The sequence below is a fragment of the Aeromicrobium sp. genome (assembly GCF_032084975.1).
In the GTDB taxonomy this organism is placed as follows: domain Bacteria; phylum Actinomycetota; class Actinomycetes; order Propionibacteriales; family Nocardioidaceae; genus Aeromicrobium.
On sequence record NZ_DAMDLR010000047.1, the window covers coordinates 1 to 20550 of the forward strand.

The window sequence follows — 20550 nt, forward strand, 5'->3', positions numbered from 1 at the left end:
GCCGGCATCGCGATGCCCTGGTTCCGCTACCTGGGCGACGCCGGTCGCGCCGTCCGGCTGCGCGACGCGGTGGCCACCGCGCTGCAGGCGGGAGACCTGCCCCTGCGCCACCGCACGCACGCTCGTGGATTCGTCGCACTCGTCGGCGGCGGACCCGGGGATCCCGGACTGCTCACGGCCCGCGGCCGCCGACTGCTGGCCGAGGCCGACGTCGTCGTCTTCGACCGCCTGGCGCCGCAGTCGGTGCTGGCCGAGCTGGCGCCCGACGTCGAGGTGATCGACGTCGGCAAGCAGCCCGACCACCACCCCATCCCGCAGGAGCAGATCAACCAGCTGCTCGTCGACCGCGCCCGGCAGGGCAAGGTCGTGGTGCGCCTCAAGGGCGGCGACCCGTACGTCTTCGGGCGCGGCGGCGAGGAGCTCATCGCGTGCCGCGAGGCGGGTGTCGAGGTCGAGGTCGTGCCGGGCGTGACCTCCGCGATCGCGGTGGCGGCGGCCGCCGGGATCCCCGTCACCCACCGCGGCGTGGCGCGCGGGTTCTCGGTCGTCACGGGACACGAGGAGCTCGGCTCGCTCCCCCGTCGCGGCGACCACACGATCGTGATGCTGATGGGCGTCAAGCGGCTGCGCAGGACGGCCGAGGAGCTGGTCGCCTCCGGTCACGACCCCGCGACGCCGGCCGCCGTGATCGAGCGTGGCTTCGCGCCCGACCAGTGCACGACCTTCGGGACGCTGGCGACGATCGCCGACCGGGCGAGCGCGGCTCGCTCCCCCGCCATCACCGTCATCGGCGACGTGGTCGGCCTCGCTGCGCCAGCCATCGATTGAGGCGCCGCTCGCCCGAGCGCATGACGAGGTCGTGCGCGAGCACGAACACCGGCCGCAGGACGCGTTCGGCCCGCACCATCCATCGCCGCGTCGTGTCCACGTGCCAGTCGATCGTGAGCCGCGTGCGCCCGGCGGCCGCGGGGGCGAACACGAGCAGCGCGTGACCCTCCAGGTCTCCGCGTGCGCTGAACGCCATCGTCTCGAGCGGTCGCAGGTCCAGGTCGTGGACCGTGAACCGCAGGCGGTAGCCGAACGCGCTGCGTGCGACGAGGTCGATCTCCTCGCCGCGGTGCGCCGTCACCGTGACGGCGTCCCACCACGGCATCGGGTCGTCGGTCTTGAGCAGCTCCTCGAGGGTGCGCCACAAGCGGTCCGGCGGCTCGGCGACGTCCCAGACGGACCGGAACTCGTAGGCGCGCGTCACCGGGACTCAGTCCACCGCGCCGGAGGTGCGTCGCAGCCACCACAGGCCGACGAACGGCAGCACGAGCGGCACGTAGCCGTAGCCCGCCCCGAAGGCCGACCAGACGGTCTCGTCGGGAAAGAGCTCGCCGTCGACCAGGCTCAGCACGCCGACTCCGAGCACGCCCACGAGCTCGAAGCCGATCGCGGCGGTGGCGACGCGCCGGTTGCTGGTGGCGAGCGCCCAGGTGGCCAGGCCGTACACGATCCCCGCGACGGCCGACAGCGCGTAGGCGACGGGCGCCTCGTCGGCCTTCGTGACGAGCTGGTAGATCGACCGAGACGTCGCCGCGATCGTGAACACCGCGTACACGGCCACGAGGGCCCGTCCGAACCCGTGCTGGGTCTCGCCGTGCTCAGCCATGTCCGAGCCAGATCTGGTGCGTGCGGATCAGCATGACCGAGACGGTGAACAGGCCGACGGCCACCACGCCCGTCCCCCACCGGGACTTGTCGCCCACGCCCCACAGGACCGCCGCGGGCGGGATCAGCACCGTGGTGACGAGGTAGGACAGGAACAGCGCCTTCTCGACATCGCGGTCAGTGTCCGTGACGGCCACGATCCCCCACACGAGCGCAACCACGAGCAGCGCCTCGACGGCGGTGATCGCGTACAGGAGGGGGTTGCTGAACCGGTAGGACCTCACGGTGTGCCACGCGGCGAACACGGCGGCGGCGAGCGCGGCGGCGGAGGTCGCGTAAACCAGGGCGTCAGGCATGTCGGGATCGAGTGTTTCACGCTGGCATGATGGGCCGGTGACCACCCCGATCGTGCTGATCTCGCCGGCCATGGCCGTGTCCTCCTCGTTCTACGGCCCGCTCGTGCAGGCCTTCGAGGACCGGGGCTGGTCGGCGCGCGCCCTGCCCCGGCGCGGGTTCGAGAGGGAGCAGCCGCGCGCGTCCCGGAGACACGACTGGTCCTACGCCGACGAGATCGCCGACACCCAGACCGCCGTGGACGCCGCCCGTGCGTCCGGCCCGGACCGTCCGGTGCTGCTGCTGGGCCACAGCCTCGGCGGCCAGCTCAGCGGCGCCGTGCAGATCGGCCCCCGCCCCGCCGACGGACTCGTCCTGGTCGGTGTGTCACTGCCCCACTTCCGCCACTACCCCGTCGCGACGAGTGTCGGGATGCGCACGATGGCCCTCGCGGTCCCGGTGCTCTCGCGCGTGCGGGGACACGTGCCGAAGCCGTGGTTCGGCGCCCCGGGCGCCCGCACGCTCATGAGCGAGTGGGCCAGGGTCGTGTGGACCGGGCGTCCGCCCTACCGGGTCGACACGCGCATCACCCGGCCCACGTTGGCGGTGCAGCTGGCAGGCGACGGGTTCTCGGTGGCACCGGCGGCGCGGCTGTTCGAGAGCACGCTCGTCGAGCCCGGGGCGCTCACCCGCTGGGAGTACGCCCGCGAGCTGGCGCCCGAGGGCGGCTCGACCCACCACGTGATGTGGGCGCGTCACCCACGACCGGTGGTGGACCGGGTCGTCACGTGGTGGGCCAAGCAACAGTCCTGATTCAGGCGAACGCCTCCGCGGGCGGGCACGAGCACACCAGGTTGCGGTCGCCGTAGGCGTTGTCGATGCGACCGACCGGCGGCCAGTACTTGTCCTGGGTCGATCCGGCCGGGAACACGCCCTCGGCGACCGGGTACGGATGGGTCCAGTCGACCAGTTCGTGGGCCGCGTGCGGTGCGCTGGTGAGCGGGTTGTCCTGCGCGTCGTACTCCCCCGTCGCGACCTTGTCGATCTCGGAGCGGATCGCCAGCATCGCCTCGCAGAAGCGGTCGAGCTCGGCCAGGTCCTCGGACTCGGTCGGCTCGACCATGAGCGTGCCCGCCACGGGGAAGCTCATCGTCGGGGCGTGGAAGCCGTAGTCGATGAGGCGCTTCGCGACGTCGTCGATGCTCAGTCCCGACGCCTTGGTGATGTCGCGCAGGTCGAGGATGCACTCATGCGCCACGAGGCCGTTCTCGCCGGCGTACAGGACCGGGAACGCGTCGCCCAGGCGGGCGGCGACGTAGTTCGCGGCCAGCACGGCCACGGACGTCGCGTCCGTCAGGCCGTCGGCGCCCATCATCGCGACGTAGGCGAACGGGATCGGCAGGATGCCGGCCGACCCGTAGGGAGCCGCGCTGATCGTGCCGAGGTCCTGACGGCGTTCGGCGTCGGGGTGGAACGGGTGCTTGGGCAGGAACGGCACGAGGTGCTCGCCGACGGCGACCGGACCGACGCCGGGGCCGCCGCCACCGTGCGGGATGCAGAACGTCTTGTGCAGGTTGAGGTGCGACACGTCGCCGCCGAACTGGCCGGGCTGGGCGTGCCCCAGCAGCGCGTTCAGGTTGGCGCCGTCGACGTAGACCTGGCCGCCGTGCTGGTGCACGATGTCGCACAGCTCGCTGATGCCGTGCTCGTACACGCCGTGCGTCGACGGGTACGTCACCATGATCGCCGCGAGGTCGTCGGCGTGCGTCTCGCACTGCGCCCGCAGGTCGTCGAGGTCGACCTCGCCCGCGCCGGTCGCCTTGACGATCACGACGCGCATCCCGGCCATGACGGCGGACGCCGCGTTCGTGCCGTGCGCGCTGCTGGGGATCAGGCACACGTCGCGCTGGTCCTCACCGCGACTGCGGTGGTACTCGCGGATCGCGAGCAGGCCGGCGAACTCGCCCTGCGAACCCGCGTTGGGCTGGACGGACACGGCCGCGTAGCCGGTGACCGTGGCGAGCCACGACTCGAGCGTCTCGACCACCTCGATCATGCCGGCGGCGTCCTCGGCCGGCACGAACGGGTGCAGGTCGGCGAAGCCGGGCCAGCTGATGGGCTCCATCTCGGTGGTCGAGTTGAGCTTCATGGTGCAGCTGCCGAGCGGGATCATGCCCCGGTCGAGTGCGTAGTCGCGGTCGCTGAGGCGGCGCAGGTAGCGCAGCATCTGCGTCTCGCTGCGGTGCTCGACGAAGATGGGGTGGCTGAGGATCTCGTCCTGGCGCAGCCAGCCGTCCTCGAGCGACGCGTCGCCCTCGGAGGGCAGGTCGCCCGCCCCGAAGGCGCTCAGCACGGCCCGGAGGTGATCGGGCGTGGTCGGCTCGGACACCGCGATGCCGACGCGGTCGTCGTCGAAGCGCCACAGGTGGATGCCGGCCTCACGGGCCTTCGCGACGACCTCACGCGCGCGGCCCGGCACGATCGCCGTGACGGTGTCGAAGAAGCGGTCGGACGCCAGCTCGATCCCCGCGGCGCGCAGTCCTGCGGCCAGCCGCGTGGCGTGGCCGTTGACCTGCTGCGCGATCGCCCGCAGGCCCTCGGCGCCGTGGTAGACGGCGTACATCGCGGCGACGACGGCCAGCAGCACCTGCGCGGTGCAGATGTTGGAGGTGGCCTTCTCGCGACGGATGTGCTGCTCGCGCGTCTGCAGGGCCAGCCGGTACGCGGGGCGGCCGGCCGAGTCGACCGAGACGCCGACGAGGCGGCCCGGAAGGTGGCGCTCGAGGCCGGCGCGGACCGACATGAAGCCGGCGTGCGGTCCGCCGTAGAAGAGCGGGACGCCGAACCGCTGGGTGGAGCCGACGACGACATCCGCACCCAGGCTGCCCGGTGAGCGCAGCAGTACCTGCGCGAGCGGGTCGGTCACGACGACGGCCAGGGCACCGCCCTCGTGGGCCGCGGAGATGACGCCCTCAGGATCGATCACGGTGCCGTCGGCACGCTGGTAGGCGATGATGACGCCGCTGAAGTCCCCCTCGGGCATACCGTCGCGCAGGTCGGCCTCGACCAGCGGCAGGCCGACGGCCTCGGCGCGGGTGCGCAGGACGGCCAGCGTCTGCGGAAGCAGGCCGTCGTCGACCACCACGGGCAGGTCGGTCCGCTTGCGGTCGGCGCGGCGGATGAGCGTGAGCGCCTCGGCAGCTGCGGTCCCCTCGTCGAGCAGGGACGCGTTGGCGGTCGGCAGCCCCGCGAGGTCCTCGACCATGGTCTGGAACGCGAGCAGCGCCTCGAGCCGGCCCTGCGAGATCTCGGGCTGGTAGGGCGTGTAGGCCGTGTACCAGGCGGGGTCCTCGAGGACGTTGCGGCGGATGACCGCCGGCGTGGTCGTGGCGTGATAGCCCAGGCCGATCATCGGGACGCCCGGGAAGTTGCGGTCGGCCAGCTCACGCAGGCGTGCGGTCGCCTCGGTCTCGCTGGCGGCCGGCGGCAGTCCGTCGAGCGCGGTCCGGATGCCGTCCGGCACCGCCGCTTGCATCAGGGCATCGAGAGAGTCGTACCCCAGGCGGCGCAGCATGGCGGCCTGGTCGGTGGCACGAGGACCGATGTGACGGTCGGCGAAGGTGGTGGCGGGCTGGCGCTGCGACATGAGGGCTCCGAGGGCTCGACGACGAGTACCCTCCCCCTCTGTCGGCGTGCCTCCAGAGTTGCCTGTGACGTACGGTCCGGTGGCCTGAGAGGTTCCGGGGAGGAATTGCCCCTTCGGCGCCCTGACGGGACTCTCCCGCACGGTTCGACAGCACCTGCAGTCTAGCAAGGCAGATGAGATGCTGGCCCGGTGGAACCGACGCTGATCGATCTCGAGTCCTGGCCCCGTCGCGAGCATTTCGAGCACTACCTGCGGACGGTGCCGTGCGACTACGCGATCACGACGGAGATCGACGTGACGGCCGCCGTCTCCGCGCTGCGGCGGGCGTACCGCAAGACGTACCCGGCACAGATCTGGGCGCTGGCCGCGGCCGTCAACCGGCACGAGGAGTTCCGGATGACGCTGGACCCGGACGGCCGCCCCGCGGTGTGGCCCCGCGTGGACCCGGCCTTCACGGTGTTCAATCCCGAGCGCGAGACCTTCGCGTGCGTCACGGCCCCGTTCGACGAGGACTTCGCTCGCTTCCACGACACGGTGGTCGAGCTGCTCGAGACGCACCGCGACAGCACCACGATGTTCCCGCAGGGACCGTTGCCGCCCCATTGCTTCGACGTCTCGGGTGTCCCGTGGACGTCCTTCACCGGCTTCACGCTGCAGATTCGCGACGGCGGCGATCACCTGTTGCCGATCTTCACGATGGGACGGCGCGTCAAGCGCGACGACCGCATCCTGCTGCCCCTCGCGATCCAGGTGCATCACGCGGCAGCGGACGGCTTCCACACCGGCCGGCTGCTCAGCGAGATCAGGGCGCTGGCCGGCAATCCGTCCTGGTTGGGCTGACGCCCCGCGGTTTCAGCTGGTCTTGCGGGCCGCGCGACGCGCGGCGAGCTCGTCACCGGCGACGGTGACGTCGGCCTCGGCGCGCTCGGTCGGCAGCTCGTGGAGCGTGCCCTCGATCTCCTTCCAGACCCCGCCGATGGCGATGCCGAAGACACCCTGACCGCCCTGGAGCAGGTCGATTACCTCGGTGGCGGAGCGGCACTCGTAGACGCTGGCGCCGTCGCTCATGAGCGTGACCTGGGTCAGGTCCTCGGTGCCCCGCTCGCGCAGGTGGTCGATCGCCGTGCGGATCTGCTGCAGGGAGACACCGGCGTCGAGCAGACGCTTGATGATCTTGAGCAGCAGGATGTCCTTGAAGGAGTACAGGCGTGCGGTGCCCGAGCCGGTCGCCGAGCGGACCGTGGGCTCGACGAGCTTGGTGCGGGCCCAGTAGTCGAGCTGGCGGTACGTGATGCCGGCGGCGTTGCATGCCGTGGGACCGCGGAACCCCGTGTCCTGGGGCATGGGCGCGAGGTCGTCGTCGAACAACAGGCCCTGGGCGCTGGCGTGTGCCTGCGCCTCTGCTGCCTCGTCACGAGGTTCGATCATGATCACGCCTTCCTGGCTGCCGGTCGGACCGGCCTCCCACGACAAGAGAACCACACCGCTGTGGTCTTGCGTACCCTCAAGTTAAAGGTGAGAGTCGCTCGACGCACGCACCGACGCGCGTGTCGCGCGGCAAATGTTCCCGGCCTCCCATTGTGACACCTCCGTGTGGTCCGCGGGACGCCTCAGGGCTCTCGCTGAAGTCTCAACCCAGACTTGATGGTTGCGAACCTTCAAGTCTCGGTTCAGGGTTTCTCGAAGTCCTCAGGATCGACGTGGTCCAGGAACTCGCGGAACTTCGCGACCTCCTCGTCCTCGTCGGGCGTCTGGGCGAACCCCGCGACGTCCAGCACGTCCTCGGCGCACACGACGCGCACCCCGGTACGCAAGGCGAGCGCGATCGAGTCGGACGGACGCGCGTCCACGACGGCACCGCCGGCGAATGCCAGCTCGGCGAAGAAGACGCCGTCACGGACGTCGACGATCCGCACCTCGGTGAGCTCGTCGCCGAGCGCCTCGATGAGCGACGCCATCAGCGCGTGTGTCGGCGGGCGGGGCGCGATCGTCCCCTGCTGGGCGAACGCGATGGCCGAGGCCTCGATCGCTCCGACCCAGATCGGCAGGTACCGCGTGCCCTCCAACTCGCGCAGCAGCACCAGCGGCTGGTTGGTCGGCATCTCGACCCGGACTCCGACGATCTCGAGCTCACGCACGGCACACCACCGACATTCAGCCGCGCAACCCGGCACGCACGAGGACGGTGTGGAGCCGGACGGCGAGGGCCGCCAGCTCGGCCAGCTCGGCGGCAGCGCCGGGCTGGTGACGCGTGGCCGGGGGCACGACCTGGTCGAGGAGCCCGACCTCGCGGTCGGCGGCACTGCGGAAGCCACGCAGGTGGCGTGGCTCGAGGCCGAGCGAGGACAGCTGGCCCACGAGCGAGGCGACGACGAGGTCGTCGGCGTCGTAGTAGCGCTGGCTCGGTCGGCGGCGGATCAGCTCGAACTGCTCGATCTCGTCGAGGACCTCGGAGGTGATCTGGGCCGCGTCGATGAGCTCGTCGCGCGTCATGCGGGTCGTGCCCGCACCCTCGGTGATCGAGCGGGCGGTCGGCGAGCCGTCGGCCGCCAGCGTCACCTGCGGCACGCGCAAGGTGGCGCGCAGCTCGGTGTCCGGCACGTCACCGGTGTCCATCTGGTCCAGGACCTGGCGGATGTGGCTCAACGGCCAGTAGCGGTCCTTCTGCATGCGCAGCACGAACCGCAGTCGCTCGACGTCGCCGTAGGTGAACTTGCGGTAGCCCGACGGCGTACGCCGCGGCTCGACGAGACCCTGCTCGTCGTAGTAGCGGATGCGGCTCTGCGAGATGTCCGGGAACTCCTCGGAGAGCTCGGCGATGACCTGGCCGATGCCGAGCAGTTGCTCGCGCTGGGCCTTCTCCTCGCTCACTGACCACCTTCGGAGACGACGGTGCCGGGGAAGTAGATGAGACGGTACTTGCCGAGCTGGACCTCGTCGCCGCCGGACAACGGGATGTCGCCGTCGATCCGGTCGCGGTTGACGTAGGTGCCGTTCAGGCTGCCGAGGTCGCTCACGACGTAGCCGCCGCCACGGCGGCTGAAGGTCGCGTGACGGCGAGAGACGCTGATGTCGTCCAGGAAGATGTCGCTGGACGGGTGACGACCGGCCAGGACCTGGTCCTGGTCGAGCAGGAACCGCGAGCCGGCCTCGGGGCCACGCTGCACCAGCAGCATCGCGTTGCCCGCGGGCAGGTTCTCGACGGCGAAGACGTCCGCGGCGGACATCTCCTCGGTGTCGGCGTCGATGACCGGGATGTAGTTGGTCTCGTCGATACCATCCGGCGTCGTCAACGTGATCAACTCCGTCTCACGTGGGGCTTGAGGGTCGGCTCAAGTGGGGGTTCAGGGTTCTGACGACACCAACCTACACCCCGCGTGGGCACCGGTCAGCCGGTCACCAGGGCCGAGTACGCCTCGGAGCTGAGCAGGGCCGCCGTGGGGTCCTCGTCGGTGACGCGGACCTTCAGCAGCCACCCCTCTCCGTAGGGATCGGAGTTGATGACCTCGGGGGTCGCCTCGAGGGCGTCGTTGCGTGCGATGACCTCGCCCGAGACCGGCACGAAGACGTCCGAGACCGACTTGGTCGACTCGAGCTCGCCCACGACGGAGCCGGCCTCGACGGAGTCGCCCTCGGCGGGCAGCTCGACGTAGACGATGTCGCCGAGCTGGTCCTGCGCGAAGTCGGTGATGCCGATGATGGCGACGTCGTCCTCGACGCGCACCCACTCGTGCTCTTCGCTGTAGAAGAGGTCCTCAGGAATCACGGTCGTCCTCCATGTCTGGCGGGTCAGTCACTCGCAGGTCGAGCGTACTGGGGCTCGGGGGCGTCGGCGACGGCGGTCACTTGGATCTCGCGGCGCCGTTCGACCCCGACCTCGCCACCGCGGCTCTCGACCCGGTCGGCCAGTCCGCCGCGGAACGTCACGGCGTCGGCGAGCGTCTCGGGATCGCCGATGACCTCCATGACATAGGGCGGCTTGAGGACGCGGCCGCTGACGCGCACCCCGGAGTCGTCGTCGAGGAACCACGTCTGTGCGACGACGCGCGCGACGCCGTTGAGGGCGATCACCTCGGCGCCCGCGTCACGCATCTCCTGGACGGCGTCGATCAGCACCGATGCCGTGACCGCTCCGGCCGGGGCGGTGATCGTGATCTCGATCCCCTCCCCCTGGGCGCCGACCGTGCCGGCGAGGATCGCCAGCGCGTTGGCGCGCTCGATGGCGGCCTTCTGGGCCTCGGCCGAGCTCTCGGTGGAGTCGCGCAGGTCGTCGCGGGTCGTCCGCAGCTCCTCGATCTGGGTGTTGAGGCGGGCGTTCGTCGCGTCGAGCGACTTGAGCAGCTCGGCGAGTTCCACGCCGCGCACGCCGCTGAAGTCCTCGGTCTCGTCGCCCTGGTTCCACTGGACCGTGATCGTGAAGGCCAGCACGCCGATCAGCACCGCCACGACCAGGCCCGAGCGGCGACGCCACGCGTCACGCATGGAAGATCAACCGCCGGATCGCGGCGGCGTTGGCGAAGATGCGGATGCCGAGGACGACGATGACTCCCGTCGAGAGCTGGGACCCCACACCCAGTTGGTCGCCCAGGAAGACCATCACGGCGGCGATGCCGACGTTGGACACGAACGAGATCACGAAGACCCGGTCGTCGAAGCGACCTTCGATCAGGGCGCGTGCCGCACCGAGCACGGCGTCGAGGGCCGCGATGATGGCGATGGGGACGTAGGGCTGCAGGCCGGCCGGGACGGTCGGCTGCAGGAGCAGTCCGATCGTCACACCGACGACCAGTCCGATGACCGGGATCACGACGTGCTCCTCCTCAGGGGCTCGGCCGAGACGGACAGCCGCGCCTCGGGGGCGGCCGCCAGTTCGACATCGTCAGATCTTTGCACGCGGTACTCGATGCCGGCGGCTTCGCCACGCTCCTGCAGATATCGGCCGGACGGGCCCTGCTCCCACTGGTTGAGCAGGGTCTCGTCGTCACCGATCGCCGAGATGACGATCGGCTCGGTGACGGACCGGAAGTTGACGGTGATGGCCTCGCCGGCCGAGCGGATGGCCGAGGTCGCCGTCAGGCGGTGCCCGTTGACGGCGACGGCCTCGGCCCCGGCGAGCCACAGGCCGTTGACCACGAGCTGGACGTCGGTGTCGGTGAGTCGGCCCGCGGGCTGGTCCTCGTCCTCGGACGACTGGACCTGCAGGACGATTCCCGGTCCCTCGACGGGCAGCGCGGCGGCCGCGATCTTCAGCGCCGTGGTGCCCGGGTTGTCGTCGACGGAGGCGGCCTGCAGGTCGGCGATCTCCTCGCGGAGCCGCTCGGCGGACTCCTGCTTGCCGTCGACGAGGTCCTGGCGGAGCTGGATGTTCTCGACCAGCGCGTCGCGCTCGGCCTCGGTGGCGGGGCGGTCGTTGCGCGTCTGCACCGCGGCGACCGTCAGCAGCAGGCCGAAGAGCGCCGCGACCACACCCGTGAGGACCCGCGAGAGGGAGCTGGGAGGGGTGTCGTGCTGGACGTAGTAGTCGTCATCGAGGGCCGTCGCGGCGAGTCGCTCGAGGATCGACTCCGCCTCGCGGGCGCCGGGCTCCTCCCCCGTCACCAGGCTCATCGCACCCGCGGCGTCGTGGCCAGCAGGCGGCGCAGCTGGAACGCGTAGAGGATGCCGGCCCACCAGTACAGGCCGACGCCCCAGATCGTGAACGCCCACCCGAAGACGCGTGCCAGGTTTGCGACCGCGCCGTCGCCGTCACCGAGCAGCAGCAGCGGGAATGCGTAGAGCAGGCCCGCCGTGGCGGCCTTGCCCAGGAAGTGCACGGGCAGGGCGCTGAAGCCGCGCGTGCGCAGGAACGGCACGAGCGAGAACAGCAGCACGTCGCGCATCGGCAGGATCACCGCGAGCCACCACGGGATGATCCCGCGCAGCCCCAGGCCCACGACGACCGCGAGGATGTAGAGGCGGTCCGCCACGGGGTCCAGGATCGCGCCCAGGCGCGTCGTCGTGCCCGTGGCGCGAGCGATCTTGCCGTCGAGGTAGTCGGTGATGCCCGAGACGACGAGCACGCCGATCGCCATCAGGTCCTCCTCGGGCACCAGCACGAGCCACAGGAACACCGGGACCAGCAGGATGCGAATGGCACTCAGCAGGTTGGGCACCGTGAACCACTCGCTGCGCACCGAGGCCTTGGCCTGCGGAGCCGCCTCGCTCGCGGGGGTCGACGGGACGGGCGGGGTCGCCGAGACGGGTGGCGTCGCGGATGCGACGGTCTCGGACTCGCCCTCGTTCCGGCGGATTCGGTTGCCTGCCACGACGCACAGCCTACCGCCGTGGGTCCCACCGGCCGGGCGGACCTTGCGGTGGGGAACACAACTGACAGACTGGGCCTTGACTCTGAAGACGACATTGACGAACGACTCACAGGAGGACGCGTGGCCGACTACACCCTGCCGGACCTGCCCTACGACTACGGGGCACTCGATCCGCACATCTCGGGCAAGATCATGGAGCTGCACCACAGCAAGCACCACCAGAACTACGTCAACGGCCTGAACACCGCGCTCACCAAGATGGAGGAGGCGCGGGCGAACGAGTCGTACGACACGATCAACCTGCTCGAGAAGAACCTCGCGTTCAACCTCGGTGGTCACATCAACCACTCGATCTTCTGGAAGAACCTCTCGCCGGACGGCGGCGACAAGCCGACCGGTGAGCTCCAGGCCGCGATCGACGACAACTTCGGCTCGTTCGACGCCTACCGGGCGCAGTTCGAGCAGGTCGCCCTGGGCATCCAGGGTTCGGGTTGGGCCATCACGGCGTGGGACACGCTGGGCCAGAAGCTGGTCATCGTCCAGCTCTACGACCAGCAGTCCAACATCCCGGCGACGCTGATCCCGATCTCGCAGCTGGACATGTGGGAGCACGCGTTCTACCTCGACTACCTCAACGTCAAGGGCGACTACGTCAAGGCGTTCTGGAACATCGCGAACTGGGCCGACGCCCAGGAGCGCTTCACGGCGGCCACCAGCGGCGGTCAGATCATCTTCTGACGCCTGCCGGCACGAACGGCCCGGTCACCCTCGCGGGTGGCCGGGCCGTTGCGTTCGCGGGACCGCTGCGTCAGCGCCGGGGCTGGTCCTCGCGCAGTCCGGCCAGGTAGGCGTTGTACTGCTCGAGCGCGGCGTCGTCGTCCCGGTCCGCCGCACGGTCGCTGCGCTGCGCCTCGCGGGCGTCGGAGCGGAACCACTGGATGAAGATCGCGCCGATCACCAGCAGCAGCGGCACCTCGCCCATCGCCCACGCGATGCCGCCGCCGAGGTACTGGTCCTGAGCCAGGTCCGTGGCGTAAGGGCGCTCGAGTGCCCGGTAGTACGACTCCGCCACGATCACGTTCGACGACATGATGGCCACCGAGAAGAACGCGTGGAACGGCACCGACAGCATGAGCACGCCGAAGCGGGCCAGCGCGCCGAGCCGCCGCGGGGCCGGGTCGACGCCGATGATCACGTAGTAGAACAACAGGCCCGAGAGCAGGAAGTGCACCTCCATGAAGGCGTGCCCCGAGTGCGTGCGCATCATGGCCTCGAACAGGCCCGTGAAGTACACCGCGTAGAGGGTCCCCATGAAGATCACGGCCGCCACGATCGGGTGCGTGTAGAAGCGCGACACCGGTGACTGCAGCGCGTCGCGCAGCAGCGAGCGCGGCGAGTGCTCGCCGCGCTGGCGCGGCCCGGGCAGGGTGCGCAGCGCGAGCGTCATCGGCGCGCCGAGGACCAGGAAGATCGGCGCGATCATCGACAACATCATGTGCGAGATCATGTGCGTGCTGAACATGACCGCGGAGTAGGCACCGAGACCGCCGAACGTGGCCCACGCGATGACCGTGAGCCCCGCGAACCAGCTGATCGTCCGTCCGACGGGCCAGCTGTCGCGGCGGCGACGCAGGACGACCAGTCCGGCGATGTAGAGGGCGGCGCCGAGCAGGACGATCGACAGGCCGACACCGTCGGGCGCGAAGCCGACGAACACGCGACCCCACGTCGGCTCGGGCGGCAGGGCGCGGCCCAGCAACAGTTCCGCGGGAGTCGTGAGCACGTCCTCGCCGATCGGCGTGGCCGTGCGCCCGAGGACGACGGCCACCACGATCGTGAGGGTCATCAGCAGGACCTCGAAGACCGCCAGCCGCGCGAATCCGGACGACTTGCGGCGCAGCCGGCGCCGCTGGGCCACGCCGAACAGGCCGAGCGCCACGAGGGCGACGACCTTGATCACCACGAGGAAGCCGTAGGTGGAGTCGAGTCCGCCGAAGGAGCCCAGGTTGACGATCGCGTTCACCAGCCCCGAGGCCGCGACGATCACGAACGCCCAAGTGGCAAGCACCGAATAGCGCTCGACCGCGGGCTCGAGCCGACGACTCCCCCGCAGCGCCACCCAAGAGAGGGCAATCAGCCCGCCGACCCAGACGACGACGCCGACGAGGTGCAGCACGAGGCTCGCCGTCGCCAGCATGTGCGAGCCCGCCGAGGCCGAGTGGCCGGTCAGGCCGACGGCGCCCACGCCCACGAGCGCCAGCACGATGCACACGGCCAACTGGCGGACCGCGAAGGTCCAGCGGGCCCACAGCGCGACGACGAGCGCGGCGAGCACGTTCACCAGCAGGCCCCGTCCGGTCGCGAAGAGGCGCGAGTAGTCGATGAGCTGCTCCACCTCGACCTGCGCCAAGGGGCGTCCGTACAGGTCGGCGACGTTGGCCCAGTAGTGCAGCACGGCGGCCGCGAACCAGAGCCAGGCCGCCCGCGAGGCGAGGCGCACCGCCTGGACGGAGAGGCCCTCGAGCCGGTCACCGGACGGCAGCAGCACGACGGCGGCCAGCAGGAAGCCGACCGCGGCGACCGCGAACAGGTCCGAGCCGAGGCGCGAGATGGGCAGCGCCCAGCCGACGACGGGTCCGGGATCCTGCAGGCCCACGGGCATCGGCTGGGGGTCCGAGCCGCTGAGGACCAGCAGTCCGACGAGGGCGATCAGTCCCAGGCCGAGGACGGCCCCCGCGACGCGGGCCGGGCGCTCAGGAACGATCATCGCGGGATCCGGCACGCGCACGGACCACGGCGACGGCGCCGAGTCCGAGCACCACGACCGCGCCCAGCACGATCCACAGCCACACGGGCGTGCCGCCGCTGTCAGCGTCGGTGTCGGTGTCGGCCGGCTCGTCGCCGGAGCCGGTCGTGGCCGGCTCGGACGACTGTGCGGGCACCGTGGGCTCGGAGGCGGTCGGCTCCACCGCGGGAGCGGCCCCGCTGGCGCGGACGGTGAACGTCGTCGTGCCCGTCACGGGATGCCCATCGGCGGAAACGACGCGATAGTTGAGTTCATGGGCGCCCTCGGCCGGTTGCGCCGCGGTGACGACCAGTCGCGGTCCGTCGACGACGACGTCGGCATCCACCGCGTCACCGTCGACCATGAGGCTGGCCTCGGACGGCTCGCGCAGGTTCTCGCTGAACGTGAGGACCACCTGCTCGGGGGCGGCGTCGACGGTGGTGCCATCGCCGGGGTCGGTCGAGACCAGCGAGGTGTGGGCGGCAGCGGGACCGGCCAGGGCGAGGAGAGCGACGAGAACCAGGGGAAGCACACGGAGTAGACGCACGATCCCAGCCTATCCGGCGCCCGATGACGGCCCTCCTGGCCCGACCGGGCCATCAGGCGTGGCACGAGCGGTGTGAACAATGGGGTTTGTGTGAACAGGGGGTTGGAGAGCGTGGTTCACTCACGGATGGAGGTAGTGCGTTGACGCGTTGGACTCGGGTGATCGCCGGGGCGACGGTTCTGGCCTGTGTTCTCGGCCCGACCGCGGCCCATGCCGCCGACCCCACGACATCGCCGTCGACGGGCCCGACGCCCACCACCTCCTCCCCCACGCTCGACGTTCCCGACCCCCTGGCCATCGCCCCGAGCGCCATCGCCCAGCTGACGACGCTGGCCCTGCGCTACGAGGCGAACCTCAGCGTCGCCGAGGACCTGCGCAAGGAGGCCGCGCAGGTCACCCGCGACGCCAACCGGCAGCGCAGCCTCGCCCGCGCCTACGTCGCGCAGGTCGTCGACTACGCGATGTCACCGAACAGCGACCCGTTCGCCCAGCGCCTCTCGGCGCTCGCGGCGGCCGAGAACCCCGTCGACCTCATCACCGGGGTCTTCAGCAGCGAGCAGATCACCGAGGCGCAGGAGGGTCACCTCGGCGACGCCAAGCGCGCCTTCGACGCCGCCCAGGTGCTGCAGAAGCGAGCCGACCGGGCCACGCGCTCGGCCGAGAGGTCCGAGGCCACCGCCAAGCGGCAGCTGAAGCAGATCGGCGAGCTCGCCGAGGACCTCGGTCTCGGCGCGTCGTCGACCCCGCAGGGCCTGCCGGAGACGCGCACAGAGCAGGAGTCGTGGAACACGGCGGCGATCGGCTCGTGGCGGCGGTACAAGGCCCAGCTCAAGCGCCTCGGGGTCCGCACTCCCCCGGCCTCGCGGCTCGTGAAGTCCGGTGGGGCCCGCACGGCCACGGTGGGGTCTCGCACGGTCGAGGTGCTCCCCCGGCAGACGGTCCGCATGGTCGACGCGCTCGTGGCCCGCATCGGCGACGACTACGACGCGAAGAACGCCGCTCCGGCCTGGAGCTGCGGCGGCGTGGTCCGCGTCGAGGGCGGCTACGACCTGACCGGCACACCCGCACAGCTGTACGCCCGCACGGTGAAGGTGAGGACGAACGCGCCCAAGCGCGGCGACCTCGTGTTCAGTGCCAACCGGGCGTCGGGCGTCCACCACGTGGGCGTGTACATCGGTGACGGCCGCATGATCGACGCGCCGGCGACCCGCGGCCAGGTCGGCGTCTCGCTGCTCCCGGCCAAGCCCTACGCGATCACCCGTCCCTCACTGGGCGCCGGTCGGAACACGCCGCCGAAGCCCACGTCGGCCAAGGCCCCCACCGTCTGCAACGCGACCAAGCCCGTCGCGGCCACCCGCCAGGGCTGGACGTTCCCGCTGAAGCAGGGCACGTACGGCATCTCGGCCGGGTTCGGCATGGGCGGCAGCCTGTGGCAGTCCACCCACACCGGCCAGGACCTCTCCGCCCCCACCGGCACGCCCATCTACGCCTCGCGCGGCGGAACGGTGAGTCTGCAGGAGGTCGGCTGGGCCGGCACCCTCATCACGATCTCGCACCCCGACGGCACGGCCGAGCGGTACGCCCACTCCTCGCAGGTGCTGGTCGAGGACGGCCAGACCGTCAACTCCGGCGACGAGATCGCCCTGGTCGGCTCGCGCGGCAACTCCACCGGGCCGCACCTGCACTTCGAGATCCAGGTCAACGGCGAGTTCATCGACCCGATGCCCGTCCTGGTCCAGTTCCTCGCCAACGCCGGCGGCGGGACCGGCTGGGGTGGCTACAGCAACGGCCAGGTGCCCCGTGGCGTGATGTGCGACGTGGGCGGCGTGCTGCTGCGCTGCGACGTGGGCAAGCGCGCGCAACGGCTCGCCAGCGGGTTCCGGCGCACCTTCGACGAGCGGCTCGAGTTCACGGCCGGCTACCGCGACATCGTCGGCCAGATCCAGCGCGGTCCCGAGGGCGACCTCGTCGACATCCCCGGCACCTCGCCGTACGGCTGGGGCACCAGGTTCGAGCTCGGCTCGCTCACGAAGGCCCAGCGGGCCTGGGTCGCCAAGCGCGCCACGGCGCTGGGCCTGCGCGACGAAGGCGCGGGCGCCTGGTCGCTGCGTCCCTGACGGTGGCTGAGGGTGGGCGGTGAATGAGCGTCCGAACCCAGCCACCAACGGACGCTGAGTCACCGCTCCCCCGCACCCCGGACATGACGAAGGGCCCCACCGGAATCCGGTGGGGCCCTTCGTGGGTGCTCAGGCCTGGTCGAGGTCCTGGGCGACGCGGCGGTGCGCCTCCCAGATCCGCTCGGGCAGACCGTCGAACGCCTTGAGGTGCGCCTCGCGCAGGTCGATCTCCTGCTTCCAGCGGTCGACGTCGATCGCCAGCAGCTGGTCGAGGACCGCATCGTCGATCTCGAGGCCGTCGAGGTTCAGCTCGTCCTTGGTGGGGACGACGCCCACGGGGGTCTTCGTGCCGGTGACACGACCCTCGCGGTAGTCCATCATCCACAGCAGGGCGCGCAGGTTCTCGCTGTAGCCGGGCCACAGGTAGCCACCGTCGGCATCGCGCTGGAACCAGTTGACGTGCGCGAACAGCGGCTTGTCCGTGACCTGGTCGAGGATGTCGAGCCAGTGCTGGGCGTAGCGACCCTCGGGCAGCGCCAGGAACGGACGCATCGACATCGGGTCGTAGCGCAGCTGTCCGGCGACGCCCTCGGCCGCGGCCGTGGCCTCGGCGCCCAGCGTCAGGCCGTCGTAGACGCCCTCGGCCGGATCCTCGATCGCGCGGATCAGCGGCTCGCGGTCACGCGTGCGGCCGCCGTAGATGATGCCGTCGATCGGCACGCCGGCCGGGTCGTCGTAATCGGGCGACTCGTTGGGGACGTTCGACATCGTCGAGGTGAAGCGGCAGTTCGGGTGCGCCCACACGTGGTCCTTGCTGCGCTGCTCGGCGGCCGGGCGCTCGGAGATGAGGTGGCCCTTCCAGTCGCGCCAGCCCTCGACGTCCTCGGGGTAGTCGGGCGACTTGCCCTCCCACCACGTCTCGTTCGTGTTGACGTTGTACGCCGTGTTGGTGAAGATCGCGCCGGTGCCCTCCTCGACGGCGGCGAGCGCGTTCGGGTTCGTGATCGCGTTGGTGTCGATCGCGACGCCGAACACCCCGTACTCGGGGTTCATGCCGTAGAGCTTGCCGTCGTCGCCGACCCACAGCCACGCGATGTCGTCGCCGAAGAACTCGACGTAGTACCGCTCGCCGAGCGCGCCCGGGGCGACCATCATGGCCAGGTTGGTCTTGCCCGAGGCACTCGGGAAGCCGCCGGCGATGTGGTACTTCTTGCCGGTCTGCTTGTCCTGGATCGCGATGAGCATGTACTGCTCGGCGAGGAACTTGCGCGACGCCCAGCCGTCCCAGTTCGCCTGGCGCAGGCCGTGGGCGATCTTGCCCAGGAGCGCGTTTCCGCCGTAGGACGAGCCGAAGTGCAGGATCGTGCGCTCGTCGGCGACGGTCACGAAGTAGCGCTTGTCCTCAGGCGTGCCCTGGCCGAGGTTCTCGAGGTCGCCCGTGACGTGGACTGCGCGGACGAAGCTCTCGGGATCCTTCAGGTTCTCGAACAGGTCGACACCGACGCGCGCCATGCGGATCATCTGCAGGACGACGTTGCGGTTGTCGGTCAGCTCGACACCGGCGGCGTACGCCTCGAGCGGCGAGCCGGGAGCGGCCATCAGGTAGGGGATGACGTACATCGTCTTGCCCTGCGAAGCACCGGTCATGTTGCCGATCACGACGGGCTTGATCTCGTCGGCGTGACGCCAGTTGTTGTAGACGCCCTTGTCCGCCGGGTCGCTGGTGGCGACGATGGTCCGCTCCTCGGAGCGGGCCGTGTCCTTGTGGTAGCTCTGCGAGTAGTAGAGGCCCTCGCCGGCCGGCTCGAGCTCGCCCGCCTCGAGAGACTCCTGCAGGAGCCGGGCGTCATCGCTTGCGCTGACGACCTCGATGCGATCGGGCTGGGTGATTCCCGCCCAGTGCTTCACGAACTCATGGACGTGGGGGTTCTTCAACCCCGCCTCGTCCAGGACCTTGTCCACGTCGACCATCGGTCTGCCTTGTCCTCTCCTGACCGGCCCGCCGGCCGGCCCCGTTCACCAAGATTTTTCCGAAGAGCACCGCCAATCGGCGACGCGCCATCCGGAGATTACCGCGACCTTACCGCGCGGAAAGGCTCACTCTCCGCGCGCCCCTGTGGGATGGACCACAGCGCTGTAACCCGGTGTCACGAACCAGTGGCGACGCCATGGCGGCGGAACCGGCGCACCGCGAGGCGCTGGCGCACCGGGGCCCGAGCGTCAGCCGCGCTGCACGCCGAGCCCGGGAGGCGACTCTCCACGATGGACCTCAACGCCACCGTTCGGAGGGCTTGCACTCGACATCGCGCGGTGCCGGGGGCGCCGGGCGCTCGACGTCCCGGCGCAGCAGGATCTCGCGCCCGCACACGGTCGCCACCGTGCGGTAGAGCCGCTCCACGACCGCCTCGGCGGCATCGGGCGTGACGCCGGGCGCTCGCAGCGATCCCGGGGTGACCAGCCACGTCGGCGCGTCGGGTCCGTCGAGGATCTCGAGGAACCGCGTCAGGTGCGGATCGTCGGTCCTGACCGGGAGGCTCCACAGGTGCTCGTAGGGCGACTCGAGCCCCGCCGCCAGGACGAGGTCAGGCCGACCCCACGCGTTCACGACCGTGTCGGCCGGCTCGGCCACCTGCGAGATCATCCTGCCCGCGGTCACCTCCCAGCCCTCGGTCACCAGCAGGGGCCGCATGACGACGACGCCCACGACGGCTGCCGCGGCGCCGTACGCCACGACGAGCGGGACGAACCGGCGCGAGCGCGTGGCGATGAGTCCGGCGCCCACCGACAGGGGCACGGCCAGCTGCACGAGGTAGTGGCTCCACCAGCTGCCGCCGGCCGAGATCGAGAAGCACGCGTAGGCGGTCGTGATCGCCAGCGCGACCGCGGCCGGCGAGCGGAAGCGACGCCACCACGGCGCCAGGAGCACCGCGAGGACGAGGACGGCCTGCCCCGTGATCACGGACCTGGCCCACACCTCGCCGCGCCGTTCTGGAGCGGCGCTCGACGGCGTGACGGACATGACCTCGGCGGCACGCAGCCGGAACGCGAAGAGCGCGTCGAACACGTCGGCCGGCGAGCTGCCGCGGGCCCACGCCCACAGCAGCAGGGCGGCAGCGGCGGCGAGGGCGCCGAGCACCGCCATTCCCAGGACGCGAACCGCCGCA

21 protein-coding genes, 1 pseudogene and 1 riboswitch are annotated in these 20550 nt (G+C 70.8%); of the genes and pseudogenes, 5 read left to right on the top strand and 17 right to left on the bottom strand.

Annotated elements, in window-relative coordinates; translation table 11 throughout:
- A partial coding sequence (gene cobA, locus RT323_RS11480; RefSeq protein ID WP_313408437.1) for a uroporphyrinogen-III C-methyltransferase occupies positions 1 to 828 on the top strand: 828 nt, incomplete at its 5' end.
- On the opposite strand, the gene RT323_RS11485 is transcribed toward cobA, so the two are convergent.
- The 3 genes from RT323_RS11485 to RT323_RS11495 are packed head-to-tail and all read right to left on the bottom strand — an operon-like array spanning position 785 to position 2009.
- On the bottom strand, positions 785 to 1252 hold the full coding sequence (locus RT323_RS11485; protein ID WP_313408440.1) for a hypothetical protein: 468 nt from the start codon (positions 1250 to 1252) through the stop codon (positions 785 to 787). The genes cobA and RT323_RS11485 overlap by 44 nt on opposite strands.
- Positions 1253 to 1258: 6 nt before the next feature.
- A complete protein-coding gene (locus tag RT323_RS11490; protein WP_313408443.1) occupies positions 1259 to 1654 on the bottom strand; it encodes a hypothetical protein in 396 nt (131 codons plus the stop codon).
- Complete coding sequence (locus tag RT323_RS11495; RefSeq protein ID WP_313408446.1) at positions 1647 to 2009, bottom strand: hypothetical protein; 363 nt, start codon at positions 2007 to 2009, stop codon at positions 1647 to 1649. Before RT323_RS11495 ends, RT323_RS11490 begins: the two co-directional genes overlap by 8 nt.
- A 37-nt stretch (positions 2010 to 2046) precedes the next feature.
- Here RT323_RS11495 and RT323_RS11500 point away from each other — a divergent pair, with 37 nt between their 5' ends.
- Complete coding sequence (locus tag RT323_RS11500) at positions 2047 to 2799, top strand: serine aminopeptidase domain-containing protein (RefSeq protein ID WP_313408449.1); 753 nt, start codon at positions 2047 to 2049, stop codon at positions 2797 to 2799.
- Between the two features lies 1 nt (position 2800).
- Here the strand turns inward: RT323_RS11500 and gcvP are convergent, their stop codons facing one another.
- Complete coding sequence (gene gcvP, locus RT323_RS11505) at positions 2801 to 5632, bottom strand: aminomethyl-transferring glycine dehydrogenase (RefSeq protein ID WP_313408452.1); 2832 nt, start codon at positions 5630 to 5632, stop codon at positions 2801 to 2803.
- Positions 5633 to 5694: 62 nt separating this feature from the next.
- Positions 5695 to 5780, bottom strand: a riboswitch (glycine riboswitch).
- 41 nt (positions 5781 to 5821) lie between these two features.
- Here gcvP and RT323_RS11510 point away from each other — a divergent pair.
- Positions 5822 to 6472: a CatA-like O-acetyltransferase gene (locus RT323_RS11510; RefSeq protein ID WP_313408455.1), complete on the top strand. Its 651-nt coding sequence runs from the start codon at positions 5822 to 5824 to the stop codon at positions 6470 to 6472.
- A 12-nt stretch (positions 6473 to 6484) separates the two neighbouring features.
- On the opposite strand, the gene RT323_RS11515 is transcribed toward RT323_RS11510, so the two are convergent.
- The 9 genes from RT323_RS11515 to RT323_RS11555 all read right to left on the bottom strand — a co-directional run bounded on the left by RT323_RS11515 (position 6485) and on the right by RT323_RS11555 (position 11922).
- The gene (locus RT323_RS11515; RefSeq protein WP_313408457.1) at positions 6485 to 7060 is read right to left on the bottom strand and encodes a MerR family transcriptional regulator; all 576 of its coding nucleotides are present in this window, start codon (positions 7058 to 7060) and stop codon (positions 6485 to 6487) included.
- 242 nt (positions 7061 to 7302) lie between these two features.
- Complete coding sequence (locus RT323_RS11520) at positions 7303 to 7770, bottom strand: bifunctional nuclease family protein (protein WP_313408458.1); 468 nt, start codon at positions 7768 to 7770, stop codon at positions 7303 to 7305.
- Positions 7771 to 7786: 16 nt separating this feature from the next.
- A complete protein-coding gene (locus RT323_RS11525; protein ID WP_313408461.1) occupies positions 7787 to 8503 on the bottom strand; it encodes a MerR family transcriptional regulator in 717 nt (238 codons plus the stop codon).
- The gene (locus RT323_RS11530; RefSeq protein WP_313408485.1) at positions 8500 to 8889 is read right to left on the bottom strand and encodes an FHA domain-containing protein; all 390 of its coding nucleotides are present in this window, start codon (positions 8887 to 8889) and stop codon (positions 8500 to 8502) included. Before RT323_RS11530 ends, RT323_RS11525 begins: the two co-directional genes overlap by 4 nt.
- 131 nt (positions 8890 to 9020) lie before the next feature.
- Complete coding sequence (gene gcvH, locus RT323_RS11535) at positions 9021 to 9398, bottom strand: glycine cleavage system protein GcvH (RefSeq protein ID WP_313408463.1); 378 nt, start codon at positions 9396 to 9398, stop codon at positions 9021 to 9023.
- 23 nt (positions 9399 to 9421) lie between these two features.
- A complete protein-coding gene (locus tag RT323_RS11540) occupies positions 9422 to 10114 on the bottom strand; it encodes a DUF881 domain-containing protein (protein ID WP_313408466.1) in 693 nt (230 codons plus the stop codon).
- The gene (locus tag RT323_RS11545; protein WP_313408468.1) at positions 10107 to 10439 is read right to left on the bottom strand and encodes a small basic family protein; all 333 of its coding nucleotides are present in this window, start codon (positions 10437 to 10439) and stop codon (positions 10107 to 10109) included. The genes RT323_RS11540 and RT323_RS11545 overlap by 8 nt, the downstream gene beginning before the upstream one ends.
- Complete coding sequence (locus RT323_RS11550; RefSeq protein WP_313408470.1) at positions 10436 to 11239, bottom strand: DUF881 domain-containing protein; 804 nt, start codon at positions 11237 to 11239, stop codon at positions 10436 to 10438. Before RT323_RS11550 ends, RT323_RS11545 begins: the two co-directional genes overlap by 4 nt.
- On the bottom strand, positions 11236 to 11922 hold the full coding sequence (locus tag RT323_RS11555; RefSeq protein ID WP_396172302.1) for a CDP-alcohol phosphatidyltransferase family protein: 687 nt from the start codon (positions 11920 to 11922) through the stop codon (positions 11236 to 11238). Before RT323_RS11555 ends, RT323_RS11550 begins: the two co-directional genes overlap by 4 nt.
- A 135-nt stretch (positions 11923 to 12057) precedes the next feature.
- Here RT323_RS11555 and RT323_RS11560 point away from each other — a divergent pair, with 135 nt between their 5' ends.
- The gene (locus RT323_RS11560) at positions 12058 to 12675 is read left to right on the top strand and encodes a superoxide dismutase (RefSeq protein WP_313408475.1); all 618 of its coding nucleotides are present in this window, start codon (positions 12058 to 12060) and stop codon (positions 12673 to 12675) included.
- A 70-nt stretch (positions 12676 to 12745) separates the two neighbouring features.
- On the opposite strand, the gene RT323_RS11565 is transcribed toward RT323_RS11560, so the two are convergent.
- Positions 12746 to 14704 carry a cytochrome c oxidase assembly protein gene (locus RT323_RS11565; RefSeq protein ID WP_313408477.1) on the bottom strand — a complete coding sequence of 653 codons (1959 nt, stop codon included), beginning with the start codon at positions 14702 to 14704 and terminating at the stop codon, positions 12746 to 12748.
- Positions 14691 to 15269 carry a copper resistance protein CopC gene (locus RT323_RS11570; RefSeq protein ID WP_313408479.1) on the bottom strand — a complete coding sequence of 193 codons (579 nt, stop codon included), beginning with the start codon at positions 15267 to 15269 and terminating at the stop codon, positions 14691 to 14693. Before RT323_RS11570 ends, RT323_RS11565 begins: the two co-directional genes overlap by 14 nt.
- Before the next feature lie 140 nt (positions 15270 to 15409).
- Between RT323_RS11570 and RT323_RS11575 the strand changes: the two genes are divergently transcribed.
- Positions 15410 to 17386 carry a peptidoglycan DD-metalloendopeptidase family protein gene (locus RT323_RS11575; RefSeq protein WP_313408480.1) on the top strand — a complete coding sequence of 659 codons (1977 nt, stop codon included), beginning with the start codon at positions 15410 to 15412 and terminating at the stop codon, positions 17384 to 17386.
- Positions 17387 to 17515: 129 nt separating this feature from the next.
- On the opposite strand, the gene RT323_RS11580 is transcribed toward RT323_RS11575, so the two are convergent.
- Together RT323_RS11580 and RT323_RS11585 are read right to left on the bottom strand one after the other, a co-directional pair.
- Positions 17516 to 19357, bottom strand: coding sequence for a phosphoenolpyruvate carboxykinase (GTP) (locus tag RT323_RS11580; protein ID WP_313408482.1), 1842 nt, complete (start codon positions 19355 to 19357; stop codon positions 17516 to 17518).
- A 298-nt stretch (positions 19358 to 19655) separates the two neighbouring features.
- Positions 19656 to 20550, bottom strand: a pseudogene (locus RT323_RS11585) (hypothetical protein); the annotation flags it as partial.